This window comes from Qipengyuania sp., from assembly GCF_965277845.1.
In the GTDB taxonomy this organism is placed as follows: domain Bacteria; phylum Pseudomonadota; class Alphaproteobacteria; order Sphingomonadales; family Sphingomonadaceae; genus Qipengyuania.
In genome coordinates this window covers 1,289,560-1,305,759 of record NZ_OZ255844.1, presented here as the reverse complement: position 1 = coordinate 1,305,759, position 16,200 = coordinate 1,289,560, and the positions used below count along the sequence as shown (strand labels likewise).

The window sequence follows — 16,200 nt, the reverse complement described above, 5'->3', positions numbered from 1 at the left end:
TTCGTCCGCCCCGGTCGGGAAAGAGGAGCTAACGCAGCCTATTCGCTCGGCGGTTCGGCTTCGGCGTCGGCGGAAGCGTCCTCTTCGGGGACGTTGGTCATCGGCGTTTCGGGCAGGTCAACCTCGACCGCGTTCGGGTCTTCCTCGGACACGATCAGCTCGCCGCCGCCCTCATCGGTGGCGCCGACTTCATAGGTCGTATCCTCTGCCTCGCCGCAAGCGACGAGCGCCAGCGCGGCGGCCAGCGGCAGGGCGGCGGTGGTAAAGCGGGTGGTCATCGGCAGATCTCCTGTGTGGGGACGGTTGCGAGAGGCGAGAGAGCCTCGCACTCCCGCCCGCGCCATGCAAGCGCGAGGCGGGAGGGAGCCGGGCCGCTAGGCCGCGGCGCGCGCTGTCTTGACGATCCCGGTGATCTCGTCGAGCAGCGCAAGGCGCAGTTTCTTCAGCGTTTCGAGCCGCTCCTCGCTTGCGGCTTCGGCCTCGGCCTCGATGCGGTGCACCTCGCGATTGACCTCGTGGTAGTCCTTGGCGAGCCGCGCGTAATGCGCATCCTCCTGCTTGAGACGCGTCACCAGCTCGCGATCGCGCGCGAAGATGGTGGTGAGTTCGTTGGGCGTATGTTGCGACATGGGAATCCTCTCAATAACGATGCAGCCGGTTTTAGCAGCGGGTGCAGGGCGTTCATTGCGCTCGATCAAATTTGCACCGGCCCTGCGCGCTGGCAGCGAGCGCCCGGGAGGGTTATGCCCGTTGAATGGCCGGGGTGACCGCCTGCGACCTGCCCGAAGGCAGCCTGCTCGCCGCATTCGGCGGGGCGCAGGACTATCGCGACTGCTTCTGCCGCGAGGTGGCCGGCACGGTCACGCTGGAGGAATTCATCAAGCGCTTCTATTGCAGCACGGCCTTCCGCCCCGAACGGATCGTGCTCGGCCTGATCGGCCGCGGCGCATCGAATATCGATGCGAAGGCGCTGGCGCACGGACAGGCGGACGCGATCGCGGTGTGGAAAGTGGTCGAGCGGCGGGAGGATGAAATCCTGCTCGAATCCAAGGGCACCGGTACGGCCAGCTGGCTGGCGGTGGAGCCCCTACAATCCGGCTTTGGAGCGGTAGGCGCGAAAACGCCCCGCACCCGCCTGCTTTTCGGCTCGTGGGTCGGTAATCTCGAACAATCGGGCTGGCGCGTGATGCAGCGCCCCCACCAATGGTATTCGCGCTTCCTTCTCGGCGGCGTGCGCGGACTGGGGAGGTGATGCGGTGAGAGGCGCAGTGAAGGCGGGCGTCGCCTATTGGGCGCTGATTTTCGGACTGGGAGTTATCCTCGGCACTGCGCGCGTGCTGTGGCTGGCTCCACGGGTGGGCGAAACGGTCGCCGGATTGATCGAGATGCCTATAATCCTGGGCGCGAGTTGGCTGGTTGCGCGATGGCTGGTCGGGCGTTTCGAAATTCGGCGCCACGGAGAAGCATTGGCGATGGGCGGGGTCGCCTTTGCGCTGCTAATGGTGGCCGAATTGGCGCTCGGCGTCGCGGTGTTTGCCATGAGCCCAGCCCAGTGGCTCGCATCGATTTCGCAACCGCCCGGTCTCTACGGATTGATCGGGCAAGTGGCGTTCGGGATGATGCCGTTATGGATAACTAGACGAGTACGATAGACAGCGGAAGCGCTATGAGAGCCCCGTGGCGGAAGGCAATCTCAGGCTCGGCGGACCGGACCGCAGCGTATCGAAGCGCCTCAGTATTCAACCTGTACCCCCTATTTGCTTTAAACACCGAGCCCTCAGGGCACATCAGGCCGTTCAAGGTGCGAAATATAACGTCCTGCCTGAGGCCCCCAATCGTAGTACATTCCGCATTGCATTGAGGTGATGCTCCCAGCTTCGTCCGCGCTCATCTCGAGGAAAACGGATGTGAGCTGAATCGGATTCTTGTCCCCCAAGAGTTCCGCAAAAACCTCAAGCTTATAGCGACCACCCTTCCATCGAAAATCGGAAAAGTCCGCAGGCAAGAAGAAGTGATGGTTTGTTACTACACCGACATCACTCACATGGAGTCCGCTGCCGCGCACGAGCTTGTCTTCACCGTATACCCACACGTTGAAATTCTGTCGTGTCTCCTCGTGAGTGAGCGTCGCATATAGCGATTCGACTACGCGTCCGCGTTTCGATTCTGCCAAGAGCAACGCTCTGAGAAAGATCTTCGGTCTTCCATTTGGTCCCGCCTTGCGTGAACCGTCAGGGCCCAGATAAACCTGAGCGGGGCGGGTCATTTTGACCGTTCCCTTACGAAAATACGTCAACCAGAGAGTTAGGGCCGATATGCCTAGTGCGATCGCCGAGATCGCCAGCGCGAGAAGCTCGCTCCCTCCTATTCCCGCGACCGGGCTCACTCCGCCGCCTGCGCTCCTTCGCCGTCGTCGCCGAACAGGCCCGGGCCGTCGTCCTCGGCTTCTTCCTCGTTCGCGGCCTTGGCCTTGTTGCGCTTGTCGAAGCTCGACCAGACGGTGTTCCAGTCGCCGCGGGTGGCGCCCTTCGAATATTCGGTCGCGCGGGTTTCGAAGAAGTTGGCGTGCTCGACGCCGTTGAGCAGCGGGGCGAGCCAGGGCAGCGGGTGGTCGTCGACCATGTAGATCGGCTGCAGGCCCAGCTGGCTGAGGCGCCAGTCGGCGATATAGCGGATATACTTCTTGATTTCCTTCGCGGTCATGCCCGGCACCGGGCCATCCTCGAAGGCGAGGTCGATGAAGGCATCTTCGAGCCGCACCGTCTTCTGGCACATATCCATGATGTCTTCCTTGACCGCCTTGGTCAGGCAGTCGCGCTCGCGGACGAATTCGTGGAACAGGCGGGTGATGCCTTCGCAGTGGAGGCTCTCGTCGCGGACCGACCAGCTGACGATCTGGCCCATGCCCTTCATCTTGTTGAAGCGCGGGAAGTTCATCAGCATGGCGAAGCTGGCGAACAGCTGCAGCCCTTCGGTAAAGCCGCCGAACATGGCGAGCGTGCGGGCGATATCCTCGTCCGTGTCGACGCCGAACTCTTGCAAATAGTCGTGCTTGTCCTTCATCTCCTCATATTCGAGGAACATGCCGTATTCGCTTTCGGGCATGCCGATCGTGTCGAGCAGGTGCGAATAGGCCGCGATGTGCACCGTCTCCATGTTGGAGAAGGCGGTGAGCATCATCTTGATCTCGGTCGGCTTGAACACGCGGCCGTATTTGTCGTGGTAGCAATCCTGCACCTCGACATCGGCCTGGGTGAAGAAGCGGAAGATCTGCGTGAGCAGGTTGCGCTCGTGATCGGTGAGCTTCTGCGCCCAGTCGCGGCAGTCCTCGCCCAGCGGCACTTCTTCGGGCAGCCAGTGCACCTGCTGCTGGCGCTTCCAGAACTCGTAGGCCCAGGGGTACTCGAAGGGCTTGTAGGTCTTGCGGGCTTCGAGCAACGACATCTGGTGGTTCTCCGGTTTTTCGCGTGGGCGACTCATATAGTGAATCAGAGGTTGGATTCGAAGGCAAGCGGTTGTGATTCGGCGGGGATAAGATGGGAAAACCCGCGCGCTGCGCCTCGCCGCTCCGCCTTTGCGACGAATTGCGGAACGGGCAAGAGCGGGCAGCCGTTGGTCGGGTAAAGGAGACATATCCATGGGTGAATACGCCCCCGACGACCAACGCGACGTACACAAGGCCCAAGCCGAAGACTGGCGCGAGGCCGAAGAGCAGCAGGACCGCAGCGACGCGCCCCAGGCCGAAAGCGAAGCTCAGATGGGCTATGGCAATGCCCGCGATGCACAAGGCGCGATGGAGCAGGACCGCATCGACGACGCCCGGCCCGACACGCGCGCCCGCGCCGATGCCGCGAGGCCGCTCGGCGAAGGCTGACGACAACAAGATAGACCACGGGGAACAGCGACATCGTTCGGTTTCCCCTTTTGCGGGCGATGTCCGCAAGCCCCGGCGCCCCGCTCCTCGACCAGAGGGGCGGGGCGTCTTCTTTTGCGCCCTTCCGCTAAGCTACTTGAGGGCGGCGCGTCTTTCTTTTGCGCCCTATCGCTCCGCTACTTGAGGGCGGGGGAACCCGAAACTCCCTCTTTCCATCACCCGTGCATGACCCTCGACGAGGCGTGGACCCATGCCCGTGGCCGCCCGTTGGTAGGGTATAAGCAACGAAAAACAAAAGGGTTTTACATGTTTGAGAAGCTACGCATCAAGGAACATATGGAAGTCGCCAATGCAGAAGGTCTGCACGTCGGTACCGTCGACGCGGTCGAGAACGATGCGATCAAGCTGACCAAATCGGACAGCGCGGACGACATGCACCACTTCCTCTCGCTCGACGATGTCGAGAAGATCGACGACAATCGCATCTATCTGAAGGAAGGCGCCCGCATCCCCGGAGGCCTGGGCAACAAGGCGGTCACCGAAGACGCCTAACCGATAACAAATTGACCGATCCCGCAGCGGATCGGACAACGCCCCGCCCCGGTCTTGCCGGCGGCGGGGCATTGCTTTGCATGCAGCGCATGGGCGCAGGAAACATTTGCGGCGCGCGCCTGGTCTTGTATCGCGCTTGCAGAATGGACCGGCCGCAACACTTCGACCTCGCCGCTGCCGCACAGGCCGCGCTGGCGGGAAGACAGCCTCCCTCGACATGGGATTCGCGCCTGCGTTCCGCGGTCGAGCAGGAACTTGGTGATGCGCATCACCGCGAGGCGCGCTTTCTGATCGGTTTCGCGCTCACCATCGCGGTGCTGTCGCTGTCGGTCGATTTGGTGGTGGCGCCGCAACACATCGGAGAAGTCGCCGCCTTCCGGCTGGGCATGGTGGTCCCGCTGGGCATCGCCGCATTACTTCTGCCGCGTCACATGCTGGGCCTACAAAAGGTGCTGATGGCGCTGCTTCTGACCGGCTTCGCGGTGAGTCTGGCATATGCCAGCCTCTTCGTGCCGCCGCCGTCCGATGCCCTGCTTGCCCTCGGAGTCGTCTCGCTACTCGGCTTTGCGCTGCCCGTGCTGCCCTTTCGCGGATGGGAGGTTCCGGCCTTCGTGCTGCTGTATTTCGGTGCGGTGAGCGGCTTCGTAATCGTCTTTCAGAGCGTAATAGCCACATCGGATGCCTATCTGCCGATCATGGTGCTGACCGCAGGCGCGGCGACGGTACTCACGCGCCGGGTACACTGGCTCGAGCGCCGCACGCTGCTGGCGACGCTGGAGGCCGGCAGTCGCGCCGCAAGCTTGCAGGAGAGCAATACCGAACTCACCGAAATGTCGATGGAAGACCCGTTGACCGGGCTTGCAAACCGTCGCCGGGCGGAAGAGAATTTCGCTGCGCATTTCGCCATGCCGGTGGCGAGCGGCCATCCGAAGACGGCGCTGCTGATACTCGACATCGACCATTTCAAGGAGTTCAACGATCGCTGGGGGCACCAGGCGGGGGACGATTGTCTGCGCGCGGTAGCCGAAGTCATGCGGCACACCTCGGTTCGATACGGCGGACTTGCGGCACGTTTCGGGGGAGAGGAATTCGTCATGCTACTGCGTGCGGACGACGCCTCTCAGGCATTGGCGGTAGCCGAAGATCTAAGGGTCTCGATCGAACGGATCGAGATCGTCCAGGACGGCGGCCGGGCAACCGCGAGCTGCACGGCGAGCATCGGCATCGCCTTGCACCAAGGGCCCGATGCGCCAATTTTGGCGGAAATGATCTCGGCTGCCGACGAGGCGCTCTATCGCGCCAAGGCGGAGGGACGAAACCGTAGCGTGGTGGCGGCACGGCATGCCTGACCGGAGCTAGAACACAAGCGGGGCCGGCAACCGCGATGGTTGCCGGCCCCGCTCGATGAAGGGCGCTCGCGCCCCCTTACTGGCAGGCGAGGCATTCCTCGTAATCGGTCTGCTCGGCGGCGAGTTCGTACTTCGCCGCATCGGCCGTGTTGTCGGCCTCGACGCCGCCCGCGAAGCCGGCGCGCTGCACGCTCTTCGAGCGGAGGTAGTAAAGCGACTTGATGCCCTTCTCCCACGCCTGGAAATGCAGCATCATCAGGTCCCACTTATCGACGTCGGCCGGGATGAACAGGTTCAGCGACTGCGCCTGGTCGATGAAGGGCGCACGGTCGGCGGCGAATTCGAGCAGCCAGCGCTGGTCGATCTCGAAGCTGGTCTTGAACGCGGCCTTTTCCTCGTCGGTGAGGAAATCGAGGTGCTGGACCGACCCGCCGCGCTCGAGGATCGAGTTCCACACATTGGTCGAGTTCTTGCTCTTCTTGTCGAGGATCTTTTCGAGATAGGGATTCTTGACGATGAACGAGCCCGACAGCGTCTTGTGGGTGTAGATATTGGCCGGGATCGGCTCGATGCAGGCGCTGGTCCCGCCGCAAATGATGCTGATCGACGCTGTCGGCGCGATCGCCATCTTGCAGCTGAAGCGCTCCATCGCGCCCATTTCTTCGGCGTCGGGGCAGGCGCCGCGTTCCTGCGCGAGGACTAGCGAAGCTTCTTCGGCCTTGCCGCTGATGTGCTTGAACATCTTGAGGTTCCACACCTTGGCCATCGGGCTTTCGAAACCGATACCCTTTTGCTGGAGGAAGGAGTGGAAGCCCATCACGCCCATGCCCACGCTGCGCTCGCGCATGGCGGAATACTTCGCCCGCGCCATCTCGTCGGGCGCGCGGTCGATATAGTCCTGCAGCACGTTGTCGAGGAAACGCATGATGTCCTCGATGAACTGCTTGTCACCGTTCCACTCGTCCCATTTCTCGAGGTTGAGCGAGGACAGGCAGCACACCGCCGTGCGGTCATTGCCGAGGTGGTCGATCCCCGTCGGCAGGGTGATTTCGGCGCACAGGTTCGAAGTCGAGACCTTGAGGCCGAGCTCGCGGTGATGCTTGGGCATCATCCGGTTCACCGTGTCGGAGAACACGATGTAGGGTTCGCCGGTGGCCAGCCGGGTCTCGACCAGCTTCTGGAACAGGCTGCGCGCGTCGACCGTCTTGCGCACGCTGCCGTCGCGCGGGCTAACGAGATCGAATTCCTCGCCCGCGCGCACCGCTTCCATGAAGGCATCGGTCACCAGCACGCCGTGGTGCAGGTTGAGCGCCTTGCGATTGAAGTCGCCCGAAGGTTTGCGGATTTCGAGGAACTCTTCGATCTCCGGGTGCGAGATATCGATGTAACAGGCAGCCGAACCGCGGCGCAGCGACCCCTGCGAAATCGCCAGGGTCAGCGAGTCCATTACGCGCACGAAAGGAATGATGCCGCTGGTCTTGCCGTTGAGGCCAACGGGCTCACCGATGCCGCGGACATTGCCCCAGTAGGTGCCGATGCCGCCGCCCTTCGAGGCCAGCCAGACGTTCTCGTTCCAGGTGCCGACGATCCCGTCGAGGCTGTCCTCGACGCTGTTGAGATAGCAGGAGATCGGCAGGCCGCGCGTCGTCCCGCCGTTCGACAGCACGGGTGTGGCGGGCATGAACCACAGGTTCGAGATATAATCGTAGAGGCGCTGCGCATGCTCGGCGTCGTCGGCGAAGTAATCGGCCACGCGCGCGAACAGGTCCTGGTACTTCTCGCCCGGCAGCAGATAGCGATCGGTAAGCGTTTCCTTGCCGAATTCCGTCAGCAAAGCATCGCGACTCTCGTCGATCTTCACGTCGAAACGGCGGTCGAGCACTTTCTTGCTGTCGTGCTTGGCGGCTTCGGCCGCAGCACTCGCCACCGCGCCGGCCAGCGCCTCGCCCGCGGCCTGCTGAACCAGCCCGTCGCTACCCTTGTCCGTTTTGTCCATCGCGACCGCCTTTGTCTCCGTGCTGGGCTCGGGTGCGGCGTCCTGCGTATCGATATCCAGTGCCACCGCCGTATCGTCCCCGGTCTTGAAATCCATCGTCTGCCCCGCCTTCCGTGTGCTTCGCGCGGCTGCATTCGCACCGCGCGTGTTCCGCTTGTGTTCGAGTCGGTGGGACCGCTGTCCCGCCTAGCAATTTTGCGCGGCACCGGGGGGAAAACTTATCCTCTTCTTTCCCACAAGCCTGCCGTCCGGGCGGGTGCATGCCAATATGGGCATTTGGCCGCCAATAGCTAGGTCTTGTGGGTACCCCCGGTAGCCCGACCACTAGATACTGAATCAGGCAGGACTCACGCGCAAGAGGGTCAATGCGGAATTAAGGCCGCTTCGCAGCTTCGGGACGAGGTGCCTTAGTTTGCTGCAACGCCGCGACGCGTGGACCAAGCTGGACTCGCGGCGAGCGCAAGGGCGAAAATGAATCGGTGAAAAAAATTTTGCGGGCAAAAATCATCGTGCCGGCTTGAGATTCAATCGAATCCGAGCGCGCAATTTTGGAATCGGCGCGGCGCTCGCCGGGCCGTCGCAGAACAACTCCGGCGCCACCGCGCCCCGTCCGCAGCACGGGATCGCGACGACGCCGAAGAGCGCCAAAGCCAGTCGGGTATCAGCTCGCCTTGCGCGGGGATGCGGTGAAGGCAAAGACCCTCCGTTCACGCGGGTCGGACAGCCGGGTTTTCTCGAGCTTGGCGAGCTTGCTCGCGAAATTCGAGAACGCCTGCTCGCTGTTCGCCACGATGATGTTGGCCTGGAAGATTTGGTCCGCCCCGCCAAGCGCCGGCAACGGGGCATTCCGGCCGAGCCGCTTCACGGCCCTGCGCGCCAGACGATCGACACTGGAACTGCCCGACCGGCGATAGAACTCGACATCCACGGCGCGGCCATCGGCATCGCGCTGGAACCGTACCATGGCGACACCCTCCCCCCGAGCCTGTTGGCGCGGCCAATCGGCATGAACCAGATTGCGATCGAGCTCGCGCGAAATCAGCTCGACTGCTGCGGCCTCCTCGGCCGAGACGATAATGTCCTGGGAAGTGGCCGGAACCGCTGTCATCAGCAGCGCGCTGGCTAGAGCAATGAGGGGGGTCTTCATCGGATCATCCTTTCTCTCGCAAAAGATGATCGGCCGCAGTTTCGTGTCGCCCTGCCTACCAGGAGGAAGGCGGCAATCCCGTGTTGCACGATCTTTGGTCGATCGGGGACAAACCAGCGGCTGCGGTTGCCGGCTATCCTGTGCGATACGGTAAACGGTGAAAGATTATTGTCAAACGAGCGGCAATTCCAGCATAAAAGGACAGATTACGAAACTTAATGAAAATGCCGTCGAACTTCCTCACGCTCGTGGCAACGCTCGTTTCTGCTACGAACAAGAATCCTGCGAGATGGGGTAACGGACTCGCTACTGTCATACTTTTGGCACAATTTCCGTTCGTCCGCTGGTCGAGCGAGGCAGGGCGTTGGTCGAAGGAAAGCGTTCCCATTTGGCGATTTGCACTGCCGGTAGCGCCGTTTTCGGGCCTAGCTCATGCTCGCCTTGGCATGATCGGCGATCGCATCGGCTACCTCGTCGACCAGCGCCAGCGGCAGGTCGTGTCCCCATCCCGGGATCGTTTTGAGTTTGGCCCCCGGGATCGAGGCCGCCGTATCGTGCCCCCCCTCGCAGGGCACCAGTGGATCATCCTCGCCATGCAACACCAGAGTCGGCACCGAGATTGACTTCAGCATCTCGCGGCGGTCGCCATCGGCGACGATTGCCGAGAGGTGCCGCGTCGGCCCTTCGGGATAGAAGCTCCGCCGCACGCTGGCCCGGGTGCGTTCGCGCAATCGCTCCTCGTCGGGCGGATATCCGGGAGAGCCGATCGTGCGGGCCAGCATCATGCCGTGTTCGACAAGCACCTCCTCTTCGGTGCTCTTGGGCCGGGTGACCAGTGCCTTCAACGCCTCGGGCTTGGCGGGCGGCAGCTTGGGATTGCCCGTCGTCGAGAAGATCGAGGTGAGCGAGAGGCATTTGTCGGCGTGGCGCGCGGCGAAATGCTGCGCGATCATCCCGCCCATGCTCGCCCCGACGATATGCGCCTTGTCGATTCCCAACGCATCGAGCAGTCCCGCCCCGTCATCGGCCATGTCCGCCAGCGTGTAGGGGACCCTGGGCGTCAGTCCGATCTTGGACAGCAATGTCATCTTGATGAGACCGGGCGCTTTCACCCCGTCGAATTTTTGGCTGAGACCGATGTCGCGATTGTCGTAGCGGATTACTCGAAAACCGTGGCGGGCGAGCGCCTCCACCAACTCGTCGGGCCACAGAGTCAGTTGTGCGCCGAACCCCATAATCAGCAACAGCGGCGGGTTCGCCTTGTCGCCATGCTCTTCGTAATGAATTTCGATCCCGTTCGCGGTAACCTTGGGCAATCTGCCTCTCCCCATGCATTTCGTGGCGAGAACTCACCGGAAACACGTGCGATTGTCCATCACGAAATCCCCGGAGGGGGGAACATGGTTAGCATCGTTCTAACGCACCCCCGATTATGTCGTTCGGGTACAAGCGCACTGCCATCCGACAGGTCATTCTGAGTCTCGCTGGGAATCGATTTCCTCTGGACCCGCTATGGCCGATCGCAGGCAAGAAGAGCGAAAGCTGACACATGACGATGTTCGCATAAGTGTTGCGGGCGTCGGGTTACGCTGCGCCATGCGCAACCTTTCACCGTCGGGCTGTATGGTCGAGTGCCGAGACCTGATTGCCGAAATCGGCTCGCCGGTGGAACTGGCGCTGCTGCCGGGTTATGTCGCCCGCGGCGAAGTCGCCTGGCAGTTGGGCGAGAGCATCGGCATCTTCTTTCTGGAACCGATCAGCCCCAATATCGTCCGCCAATACGCGCTCGACGACTGGATGCTGCGCGGCGACTGGTCGCTCGGAAGCTGGGGATCGCTGAAGAGCTGAACCAGCTCACGCTACATAAGGACTATCACGTGTCGCACGCCCAAATTTGGACACAATCGTGACAGAAATATCGTTTCCACAGGAGGGTCGCTTGTCGCAGCACGAAGAAACCGAGAGACGTAACGGCAAACGCTCGAAGACCGACGACGAAGTGCTGTTTACCATCAATGAGGTGGTCATGCCCGGCAAATTGCTCAACCTCTCGCGTGACGGTTGTATGATCGAGGGCGATTGCGTCACCGCAACGGCAGGGCGCAAGATCTCCGTGACACTGCTCGAAGGGTTTACAGTGATCGGCGAGATCATGTGGAAGAATGGCGACCGAATGGGCGTTGGGTTTTACCAGGAACTGGTCGATGCGACCCTCAAGTATTTTCAGCTGCGCTCGATCGAGCACGAGGAGCATCAGTCACCCGCCGACCGTTTCGGGCGCGAATTGCCGCCCATGCGACGACAACCCGACCTGAAGTGAGCCGACCGGAATTACGCCATTTGGGCAGCGGCCGACTTGCGGGCAGCGCAGGCCTTCACGCGCGGGAAATTTCTCGACGTATTTCCACATTCTCATGCGATTTTCGGGTCTCCCAAAGGAGGCTGCCCGAAAGCCCGATTGAATTGACGCCGGCTACGGCACCAGCACCGTGTCCCTCCCGATCGGATCGGTTTCCGGATAATCCATGATGAAATGCAGCCCGCGGCTCTCGTGGCGCTTGAGGGCACTCTTCACGATCAGGCCGGCGCATTCGAGCAGGTTCCTGAGCTCGATCAGGTCGGTGGTGACGCGGAACGACCCGTAGTATTCCTCCACCTCCTGCCGCAGCATATCGATCCGGTTACCCGCCCGCTCGAGCCGCTTAGTGGTGCGCACGATGCCCACATAGTTCCACATGAAGCGACGTATCTCGGTCCAGTTCTGCTTGATGACCACCTCCTCGTCCGAGTCGGTCACACGGCTTGCATCCCACGGCAGAATTTCGGGTGGGTCGTCGAGCCGGTCCCAGCAGTCGAGGATGTCCCTGGCCGCCGCCTCCCCGAAGACAAAGCACTCGAGCAATGAGTTGGACGCGAGGCGATTGGCGCCGTGCAGGCCGCTTTCGGTGCACTCGCCCGCCGCCCACAGGCCCGGCAGGTCGGTCTTGGCATCGAGCCCGATCTTCACTCCGCCACAGGTGTAATGCTGCGCGGGCACGACCGGGATCGGGCCCCTGGTCATGTCGATCCCCAAGCTCAGCAGTTTCTCGTGAATGGTCGGGAAGTGTTCGGTCACGAATTCGGGCGGCTGGTGGCTGATGTCGAGATGGACATAGTCCAGCCCGTAGCGCTTGATCTGATCGTCATTCGCGCGCGCTACGATATCGCGGGGCGCCAATTCCATACGTTCCGGATCGTACTGTTCCATGTAGCGCTCGCCGGTAACCGGATTGAACAGCCGGCCGCCCTCACCGCGCACCGCCTCGGTAATGAGGAAGTTTTTGACCTCGAGATTGTAGAGGCAGGTCGGGTGGAACTGCATCATTTCCATGTTCGAGACCCGCGCACCCGCCCGCCATGCCATCGCGATACCATCGCCCGTCGCCCCGCGCGGCGAGGTGGAGAAGAGATAGACGCGCCCCGCCCCGCCTGCCGCGAGCACGGTTGCGCGCGCGACATGGGTGACGACCTCGCCGCTCGCCTCGTCGAGCGCATAGGCACCCCAGACGCGGCCCGATCCCGAATAATCGACCTGATTGCGCCCGGTCACCAGATCGATGCAGCTTTGCCCCGGCAACAGCGTGATGTTCGGATTGTCCTCCGCCGCCTTGAGCAGTGCAGCCTGCACCGCCCAGCCGGTCGCATCGTTCACATGGACGATCCGGCGATGCGAATGCCCGCCCTCGCGGGTCAAATGGAGATCGCCCTCCTCGCGATTGAAGGGAACACCCAATTCGCACAGCCGGTCGATCGATTGCGGCGCGCGTTCGATCACGTATTCGACAGTCTCGCGATCATTGAGCCCCGCGCCCGCGACCATCGTATCGCGGATGTGGTCGTCGAAGGTGTCGCCCGCGTGGAGCACGGCGGCGATCCCGCCCTGCGCCCAGGCGGTCGAGCCGCTGTCGAGGCGACCCTTGGCCAGCACCAACACCTTCTTGGTTTCGGCCAATGCCAGCGCGGCTGTCAGTCCGGCCGCGCCCGAGCCGATGACGAGTACGTCGTGGGGGATGTCTGTCATGCGCGCGTCATGCCGAGGCAATCGTTACGCGGCAAGCAAGGAACGATTCGGCGCAGCGGGGTTAAGGTTTCCCTGTCGCCACATTATCGCCCGATTCGACAGGGGATAACGAAAACCGCAAATTGAGGGTCGTTCATGGGACTGGGACGAATTGCCTGCGCTGTCGGCAGGCACAGCATCGATCGTAAGAATGTACAGCGCGCCGGCGGCCAGCAGGTGGGTCGTTGCCGTAACTGCAAGGCACCGATGGAAGAGATCGAGCCGCATCACTGGGCGGTGCAGATGGTCAAGGACGCAGGATTGGGTCCGCGGGCTATTAAGTAGGTTTCAGGGTACGCTAGCGGCATCCGCCGCTAGCTTGCGGCTGTTCTGTCCCGCCCTCCTACCGGCCACCTATAAGATACTGTGCCGTGGCTTGCCAGGGGGGACAGCAAGGTCAGCTAAAGACTCACGGACATCACCCCGCGCCGGTCAGCTGGACGAAAACGTCTTCCAGATCGGCCTCGCGCGTGGTGACATCCTCGATCGCATAACCATGTGACTGGACGAGCGCGAGCACCTGCCCCGCGCTCGCCTTGTCGCGGTCGTAGGTGATCTCGAGCCGCCGTGGCTCGACGACTTCGGCCTTGGTGAAGGCCTCTTCCATGATCGGCCCGCCAAGGTCCTTGTCGACCGTCACCGCGACGATCTTCTCGCGCGCCATGCCGACAAGTTCCCGCGTCGGCTTGTCGGCGATGAGCTCCCCGTGGTTGATGATCGCGATGCGGTCGCACAATTGCTCGGCTTCCTCGAGGTAATGGGTAGTCAGTACCACCGTCACGCCTTCGCGATTGAGTTCGGTGACCAGTTCCCACAGCTGGCGTCGCAATTCGACATCGACGCCCGCGGTGGGTTCGTCGAGCACCAGGATCGGGGGCGAATGAACCATCGCCTTGGCGATCAGAAGGCGGCGCTTCATCCCGCCCGACAACGTGCGCGCATAGGCATCGCGCTTGTCCCACAAATGCACCGCTTTCAGCAGTTCCTCGCTGCGCCGCTCGGATTTGGGGACGCCGTAGAAACCGCCCTGGTTTTCAAGCACCTCGAAAGGGGTGAAGAAGGGGTCGAAAACGATCTCTTGCGGCACGATCCCGATCGAGCGCTTGGCGTTACGCGCATTCTCGGAAATGTCGAAGCCCCAGATTTCCGCGCTACCGCTGGTTTTGCGGACCAGCCCGGCGAGGATGTTGATGAGCGTCGACTTGCCCGCGCCATTGGGCCCGAGCAGTCCGAAGATGCCGCCTTGCGGCACATCGAAGCTCACGCCCTTGAGCGCCAGCTTGGGCGGCTCGCCGGGGCCGGGCGAGGCGTATTCCTTGACGAGGTTTTCGATGCGGATTGCGGGAGGAGTTGTCATGGCGTGTGACCTAGGCTCTTGAGCGGCCCGGTCAAACCCATTATCGGCGCACCGCATGAGCCTGCCACCTCCCGAAATATCCATGGTCACCACGCGCAGCGTGTGGTGCGACGGCGCGACCGACATCCGCACGGGTAAGAACTACCGCGCTGCAGCCCTCGGCCACCCCAAGATCTATCTCGAGATCGACGAGCACGGCTATGTCGACTGCGGCTATTGCGACCGGCGCTTCGTGCTCGAAGGCGGCCCCGCAGACGGTGTCGACCAGTCGCAGCTGATGGATATTTCCGAAGGCGGCGATCCGGGACACCGCTGACCTCTCGCCATCCCCGCTGCGTCTTCCTACATAGGGCCTCATGACGCAATCGACTGACCCGCACGCCCTTCTTTACAACCAGCTCGATCCCGAGGAAGCGAAGGCGCTGACCGCGCGCCTGCTGGCGCCGTGCGACGATGGCGAACTCTATCTCCAGTTTATGGCGACCGAGAGTTTCACTTTCGACGATGGACGATTGAAAACCGCCGATTACAGCCGCGACTCGGGTTTCGGCCTGCGCGGCGTTTCGGGCGAAACGACCGGTTTCGCGCATGCCAATGAGATCAGCGCCAGGGCGATCTCGCGGGCGGGCGAAACGCTGCAATTGCTCGACGCCACAAAATCGCCGCAGGCCGCCCCGCCCGAGAGAACCAACCGCCATCTCTACACCGACGTCAGCCCGCTCGATCTCGTGCCGTTTGCGGAAAAGGTCGCGCTGCTCGAGAAAATCGATGCGGTCGCCCGCGCCCGGGACCCGCGCGTGGCGCAGGTCAGCGCAAGCCTTGCGGGGAGCTGGAGCGCGATCGACATCATCCGCGCCGACGGTTTCACCGCCCGCGACATTCGCCCGTTGGTGCGGCTCAACGTCAGCATCGTCGCCGAAACAAACGGCCGCCGCGAGACCGGCAGCTTCGGATTCGGTGGACGCTATCTCTACGACGACCTGTTAGACGAGGGCCGCTGGATGCGGGCCGTCGACGAGGCCGTGCGGCAGGCGATGGTCAATCTCGAGAGTGTCGAGGCACCGGCGGGAGAGCGGACCGTGCTGCTCGGCCCGGGCTGGCCCGGCGTCCTGTTGCACGAGGCGGTAGGCCACGGCCTCGAGGGCGATTTCAATCGCAAGGGCACCAGCGCCTTTTCGGGCCGGATCGGCGAGCGCGTCGCCGCGCCCGGCGTTACCGTGATCGACGATGGCAGCATTGCCGATCGCCGTGGTTCGCTGAGCATCGACGATGAGGGTACCCCTACGCGCGAGACCGTGCTGATCGAGGACGGCATACTCAAAGGCTACATGCAGGACCGTCTCAACGCCCGGCTGATGGGGGTCGATGCGACCGGCAACGGCCGCCGGCAGTCTTACGAGCACGCGCCGATGCCGCGCATGACGAATACTTTTATGCAAGGCGGAACCGACGATCCCGAGGAACTGCTGAGCCGCGTCGACGATGGCATCTACGCGACCAGCTTCGGCGGCGGACAGGTCGATATCGTTTCGGGCAAGTTCGTCTTTGCCTGCACCGAGGCGTACAAGGTAGAGAAGGGCAGGATCGTTGCCCCGATCAAGGGCGCGACGCTGATCGGCGACGGGCCCACAGTGCTCACCAAGGTCCGCGGCATCGGGAACGACATGGCCTTGGACGAAGGCATCGGCATGTGCGGCAAGGGCGGGCAGAGTGTTCCCGCGGGCGTCGGCCAGCCGACCTTGCTGATCGACGGCATCACGGTGGGCGGCACGGCCTGAGGCGCCCAGACGCAGAACTCATCGCAGGTTCAGGCTTTGTGATTTAGT

18 protein-coding genes are annotated in these 16,200 nt (G+C 62.6%); 9 read left to right on the top strand and 9 right to left on the bottom strand.

What is annotated here, in order from left to right; translation table 11 throughout:
• Nucleotides 1–38: 38 nt before the first annotated feature.
• Together ACQY4G_RS06440 and ACQY4G_RS06435 are read right to left on the bottom strand one after the other, a co-directional pair.
• On the bottom strand, nucleotides 39–278 hold the full coding sequence (locus ACQY4G_RS06440) for a hypothetical protein (RefSeq protein WP_291179766.1): 240 nt from the start codon (nucleotides 276–278) through the stop codon (nucleotides 39–41).
• Nucleotides 279–374: 96 nt separating this feature from the next.
• Nucleotides 375–629 carry a YdcH family protein gene (locus ACQY4G_RS06435; protein WP_067692781.1) on the bottom strand — a complete coding sequence of 85 codons (255 nt, stop codon included), beginning with the start codon at nucleotides 627–629 and terminating at the stop codon, nucleotides 375–377.
• Between the two features lie 125 nt (nucleotides 630–754).
• Here ACQY4G_RS06435 and ACQY4G_RS06430 point away from each other — a divergent pair, with 125 nt between their 5' ends.
• Complete coding sequence (locus tag ACQY4G_RS06430) at nucleotides 755–1,252, top strand: hypothetical protein (protein ID WP_421989588.1); 498 nt, start codon at nucleotides 755–757, stop codon at nucleotides 1,250–1,252.
• A gap of 4 nt (nucleotides 1,253–1,256) precedes the next feature.
• On the top strand, nucleotides 1,257–1,652 hold the full coding sequence (locus ACQY4G_RS06425) for a hypothetical protein (RefSeq protein ID WP_421989586.1): 396 nt from the start codon (nucleotides 1,257–1,259) through the stop codon (nucleotides 1,650–1,652).
• Nucleotides 1,653–1,777: 125 nt separating this feature from the next.
• Here ACQY4G_RS06425 and ACQY4G_RS06420 read toward each other — a convergent pair whose 3' ends face one another.
• Complete coding sequence (locus ACQY4G_RS06420; protein ID WP_421989584.1) at nucleotides 1,778–2,266, bottom strand: hypothetical protein; 489 nt, start codon at nucleotides 2,264–2,266, stop codon at nucleotides 1,778–1,780.
• A 116-nt stretch (nucleotides 2,267–2,382) separates the two neighbouring features.
• A complete protein-coding gene (locus ACQY4G_RS06415; RefSeq protein ID WP_421989582.1) occupies nucleotides 2,383–3,444 on the bottom strand; it encodes a ribonucleotide-diphosphate reductase subunit beta in 1,062 nt (353 codons plus the stop codon).
• 193 nt (nucleotides 3,445–3,637) lie between these two features.
• On the opposite strand from ACQY4G_RS06415, the gene ACQY4G_RS06410 reads away from it, so the two are divergent.
• The 3 genes from ACQY4G_RS06410 to ACQY4G_RS06400 all read left to right on the top strand — a co-directional run bounded on the left by ACQY4G_RS06410 (nucleotide 3,638) and on the right by ACQY4G_RS06400 (nucleotide 5,775).
• The gene (locus tag ACQY4G_RS06410) at nucleotides 3,638–3,874 is read left to right on the top strand and encodes a hypothetical protein (protein WP_421989580.1); all 237 of its coding nucleotides are present in this window, start codon (nucleotides 3,638–3,640) and stop codon (nucleotides 3,872–3,874) included.
• 306 nt (nucleotides 3,875–4,180) lie between these two features.
• Nucleotides 4,181–4,426, top strand: a complete 246-nt coding sequence (locus tag ACQY4G_RS06405; RefSeq protein ID WP_421989578.1) for a DUF2171 domain-containing protein — start codon at nucleotides 4,181–4,183, stop codon at nucleotides 4,424–4,426.
• A gap of 143 nt (nucleotides 4,427–4,569) precedes the next feature.
• Nucleotides 4,570–5,775: a diguanylate cyclase gene (locus ACQY4G_RS06400; RefSeq protein WP_421989576.1), complete on the top strand. Its 1,206-nt coding sequence runs from the start codon at nucleotides 4,570–4,572 to the stop codon at nucleotides 5,773–5,775.
• Between the two features lie 76 nt (nucleotides 5,776–5,851).
• Here ACQY4G_RS06400 and ACQY4G_RS06395 read toward each other — a convergent pair whose 3' ends face one another.
• The 3 genes from ACQY4G_RS06395 to ACQY4G_RS06385 all read right to left on the bottom strand — a co-directional run bounded on the left by ACQY4G_RS06395 (nucleotide 5,852) and on the right by ACQY4G_RS06385 (nucleotide 10,234).
• Nucleotides 5,852–7,867, bottom strand: a complete 2,016-nt coding sequence (locus tag ACQY4G_RS06395; RefSeq protein WP_067692768.1) for a ribonucleoside-diphosphate reductase subunit alpha — start codon at nucleotides 7,865–7,867, stop codon at nucleotides 5,852–5,854.
• Between the two features lie 565 nt (nucleotides 7,868–8,432).
• Entirely contained in the window at nucleotides 8,433–8,918 is a 486-nt protein-coding gene (locus ACQY4G_RS06390) for an energy transducer TonB family protein (RefSeq protein WP_421989574.1), read from the bottom strand.
• A 425-nt stretch (nucleotides 8,919–9,343) separates the two neighbouring features.
• Complete coding sequence (locus ACQY4G_RS06385) at nucleotides 9,344–10,234, bottom strand: alpha/beta fold hydrolase (protein ID WP_421989572.1); 891 nt, start codon at nucleotides 10,232–10,234, stop codon at nucleotides 9,344–9,346.
• A 196-nt stretch (nucleotides 10,235–10,430) separates the two neighbouring features.
• On the opposite strand from ACQY4G_RS06385, the gene ACQY4G_RS06380 reads away from it, so the two are divergent.
• Both ACQY4G_RS06380 and ACQY4G_RS06375 read left to right on the top strand, forming a co-directional pair.
• A complete protein-coding gene (locus ACQY4G_RS06380) occupies nucleotides 10,431–10,766 on the top strand; it encodes a PilZ domain-containing protein (RefSeq protein WP_083508249.1) in 336 nt (111 codons plus the stop codon).
• A gap of 91 nt (nucleotides 10,767–10,857) precedes the next feature.
• Nucleotides 10,858–11,238, top strand: coding sequence for a PilZ domain-containing protein (locus ACQY4G_RS06375; RefSeq protein WP_067692761.1), 381 nt, complete (start codon nucleotides 10,858–10,860; stop codon nucleotides 11,236–11,238).
• Nucleotides 11,239–11,391: 153 nt separating this feature from the next.
• Here ACQY4G_RS06375 and nadB read toward each other — a convergent pair whose 3' ends face one another.
• On the bottom strand, nucleotides 11,392–12,978 hold the full coding sequence (gene nadB, locus ACQY4G_RS06370; protein ID WP_421989570.1) for an L-aspartate oxidase: 1,587 nt from the start codon (nucleotides 12,976–12,978) through the stop codon (nucleotides 11,392–11,394).
• Between the two features lie 457 nt (nucleotides 12,979–13,435).
• Nucleotides 13,436–14,374 (bottom strand): ABC transporter ATP-binding protein, encoded by a 939-nt coding sequence (locus ACQY4G_RS06365; RefSeq protein WP_067692756.1) that lies wholly within the window; start codon nucleotides 14,372–14,374, stop codon nucleotides 13,436–13,438.
• A 55-nt stretch (nucleotides 14,375–14,429) separates the two neighbouring features.
• On the opposite strand from ACQY4G_RS06365, the gene ACQY4G_RS06360 reads away from it, so the two are divergent.
• Together ACQY4G_RS06360 and tldD are read left to right on the top strand one after the other, a co-directional pair.
• Nucleotides 14,430–14,690 (top strand): zinc-finger domain-containing protein, encoded by a 261-nt coding sequence (locus ACQY4G_RS06360; RefSeq protein ID WP_067692750.1) that lies wholly within the window; start codon nucleotides 14,430–14,432, stop codon nucleotides 14,688–14,690.
• Between the two features lie 40 nt (nucleotides 14,691–14,730).
• Nucleotides 14,731–16,152 carry a metalloprotease TldD gene (gene tldD / locus ACQY4G_RS06355; RefSeq protein WP_421989568.1) on the top strand — a complete coding sequence of 474 codons (1,422 nt, stop codon included), beginning with the start codon at nucleotides 14,731–14,733 and terminating at the stop codon, nucleotides 16,150–16,152.
• The last annotated feature ends 48 nt before the right edge of the window (nucleotides 16,153–16,200 follow it).

Bases quoted from the DNA above. Each gene is read 5' to 3' on its own strand.
- ACQY4G_RS06440 (WP_291179766.1), bottom strand. From the start codon at position 278: ATGACCACCCGCTTTACCACCGCCGCCCTGCCGCTGGCCGCCGCGCTG.
- ACQY4G_RS06435 (WP_067692781.1), bottom strand. From the start codon at position 629: ATGTCGCAACATACGCCCAACGAACTCACCACCATCTTCGCGCGCGAT.
- ACQY4G_RS06430 (WP_421989588.1), top strand. From the start codon at position 755: ATGGCCGGGGTGACCGCCTGCGACCTGCCCGAAGGCAGCCTGCTCGCC.
- ACQY4G_RS06420 (WP_421989584.1), bottom strand. From the start codon at position 2,266: ATGACCCGCCCCGCTCAGGTTTATCTGGGCCCTGACGGTTCACGCAAG.
- ACQY4G_RS06415 (WP_421989582.1), bottom strand. From the start codon at position 3,444: ATGTCGTTGCTCGAAGCCCGCAAGACCTACAAGCCCTTCGAGTACCCC.
- ACQY4G_RS06410 (WP_421989580.1), top strand. From the start codon at position 3,638: ATGGGTGAATACGCCCCCGACGACCAACGCGACGTACACAAGGCCCAA.
- ACQY4G_RS06405 (WP_421989578.1), top strand. From the start codon at position 4,181: ATGTTTGAGAAGCTACGCATCAAGGAACATATGGAAGTCGCCAATGCA.
- ACQY4G_RS06400 (WP_421989576.1), top strand. From the start codon at position 4,570: ATGGACCGGCCGCAACACTTCGACCTCGCCGCTGCCGCACAGGCCGCG.
- ACQY4G_RS06395 (WP_067692768.1), bottom strand. From the start codon at position 7,867: ATGGATTTCAAGACCGGGGACGATACGGCGGTGGCACTGGATATCGAT.
- ACQY4G_RS06390 (WP_421989574.1), bottom strand. From the start codon at position 8,918: ATGAAGACCCCCCTCATTGCTCTAGCCAGCGCGCTGCTGATGACAGCG.
- ACQY4G_RS06380 (WP_083508249.1), top strand. From the start codon at position 10,431: ATGGCCGATCGCAGGCAAGAAGAGCGAAAGCTGACACATGACGATGTT.
- nadB (WP_421989570.1), bottom strand. From the start codon at position 12,978: ATGACAGACATCCCCCACGACGTACTCGTCATCGGCTCGGGCGCGGCC.
- ACQY4G_RS06365 (WP_067692756.1), bottom strand. From the start codon at position 14,374: ATGACAACTCCTCCCGCAATCCGCATCGAAAACCTCGTCAAGGAATAC.
- ACQY4G_RS06360 (WP_067692750.1), top strand. From the start codon at position 14,430: ATGAGCCTGCCACCTCCCGAAATATCCATGGTCACCACGCGCAGCGTG.
- tldD (WP_421989568.1), top strand. From the start codon at position 14,731: ATGACGCAATCGACTGACCCGCACGCCCTTCTTTACAACCAGCTCGAT.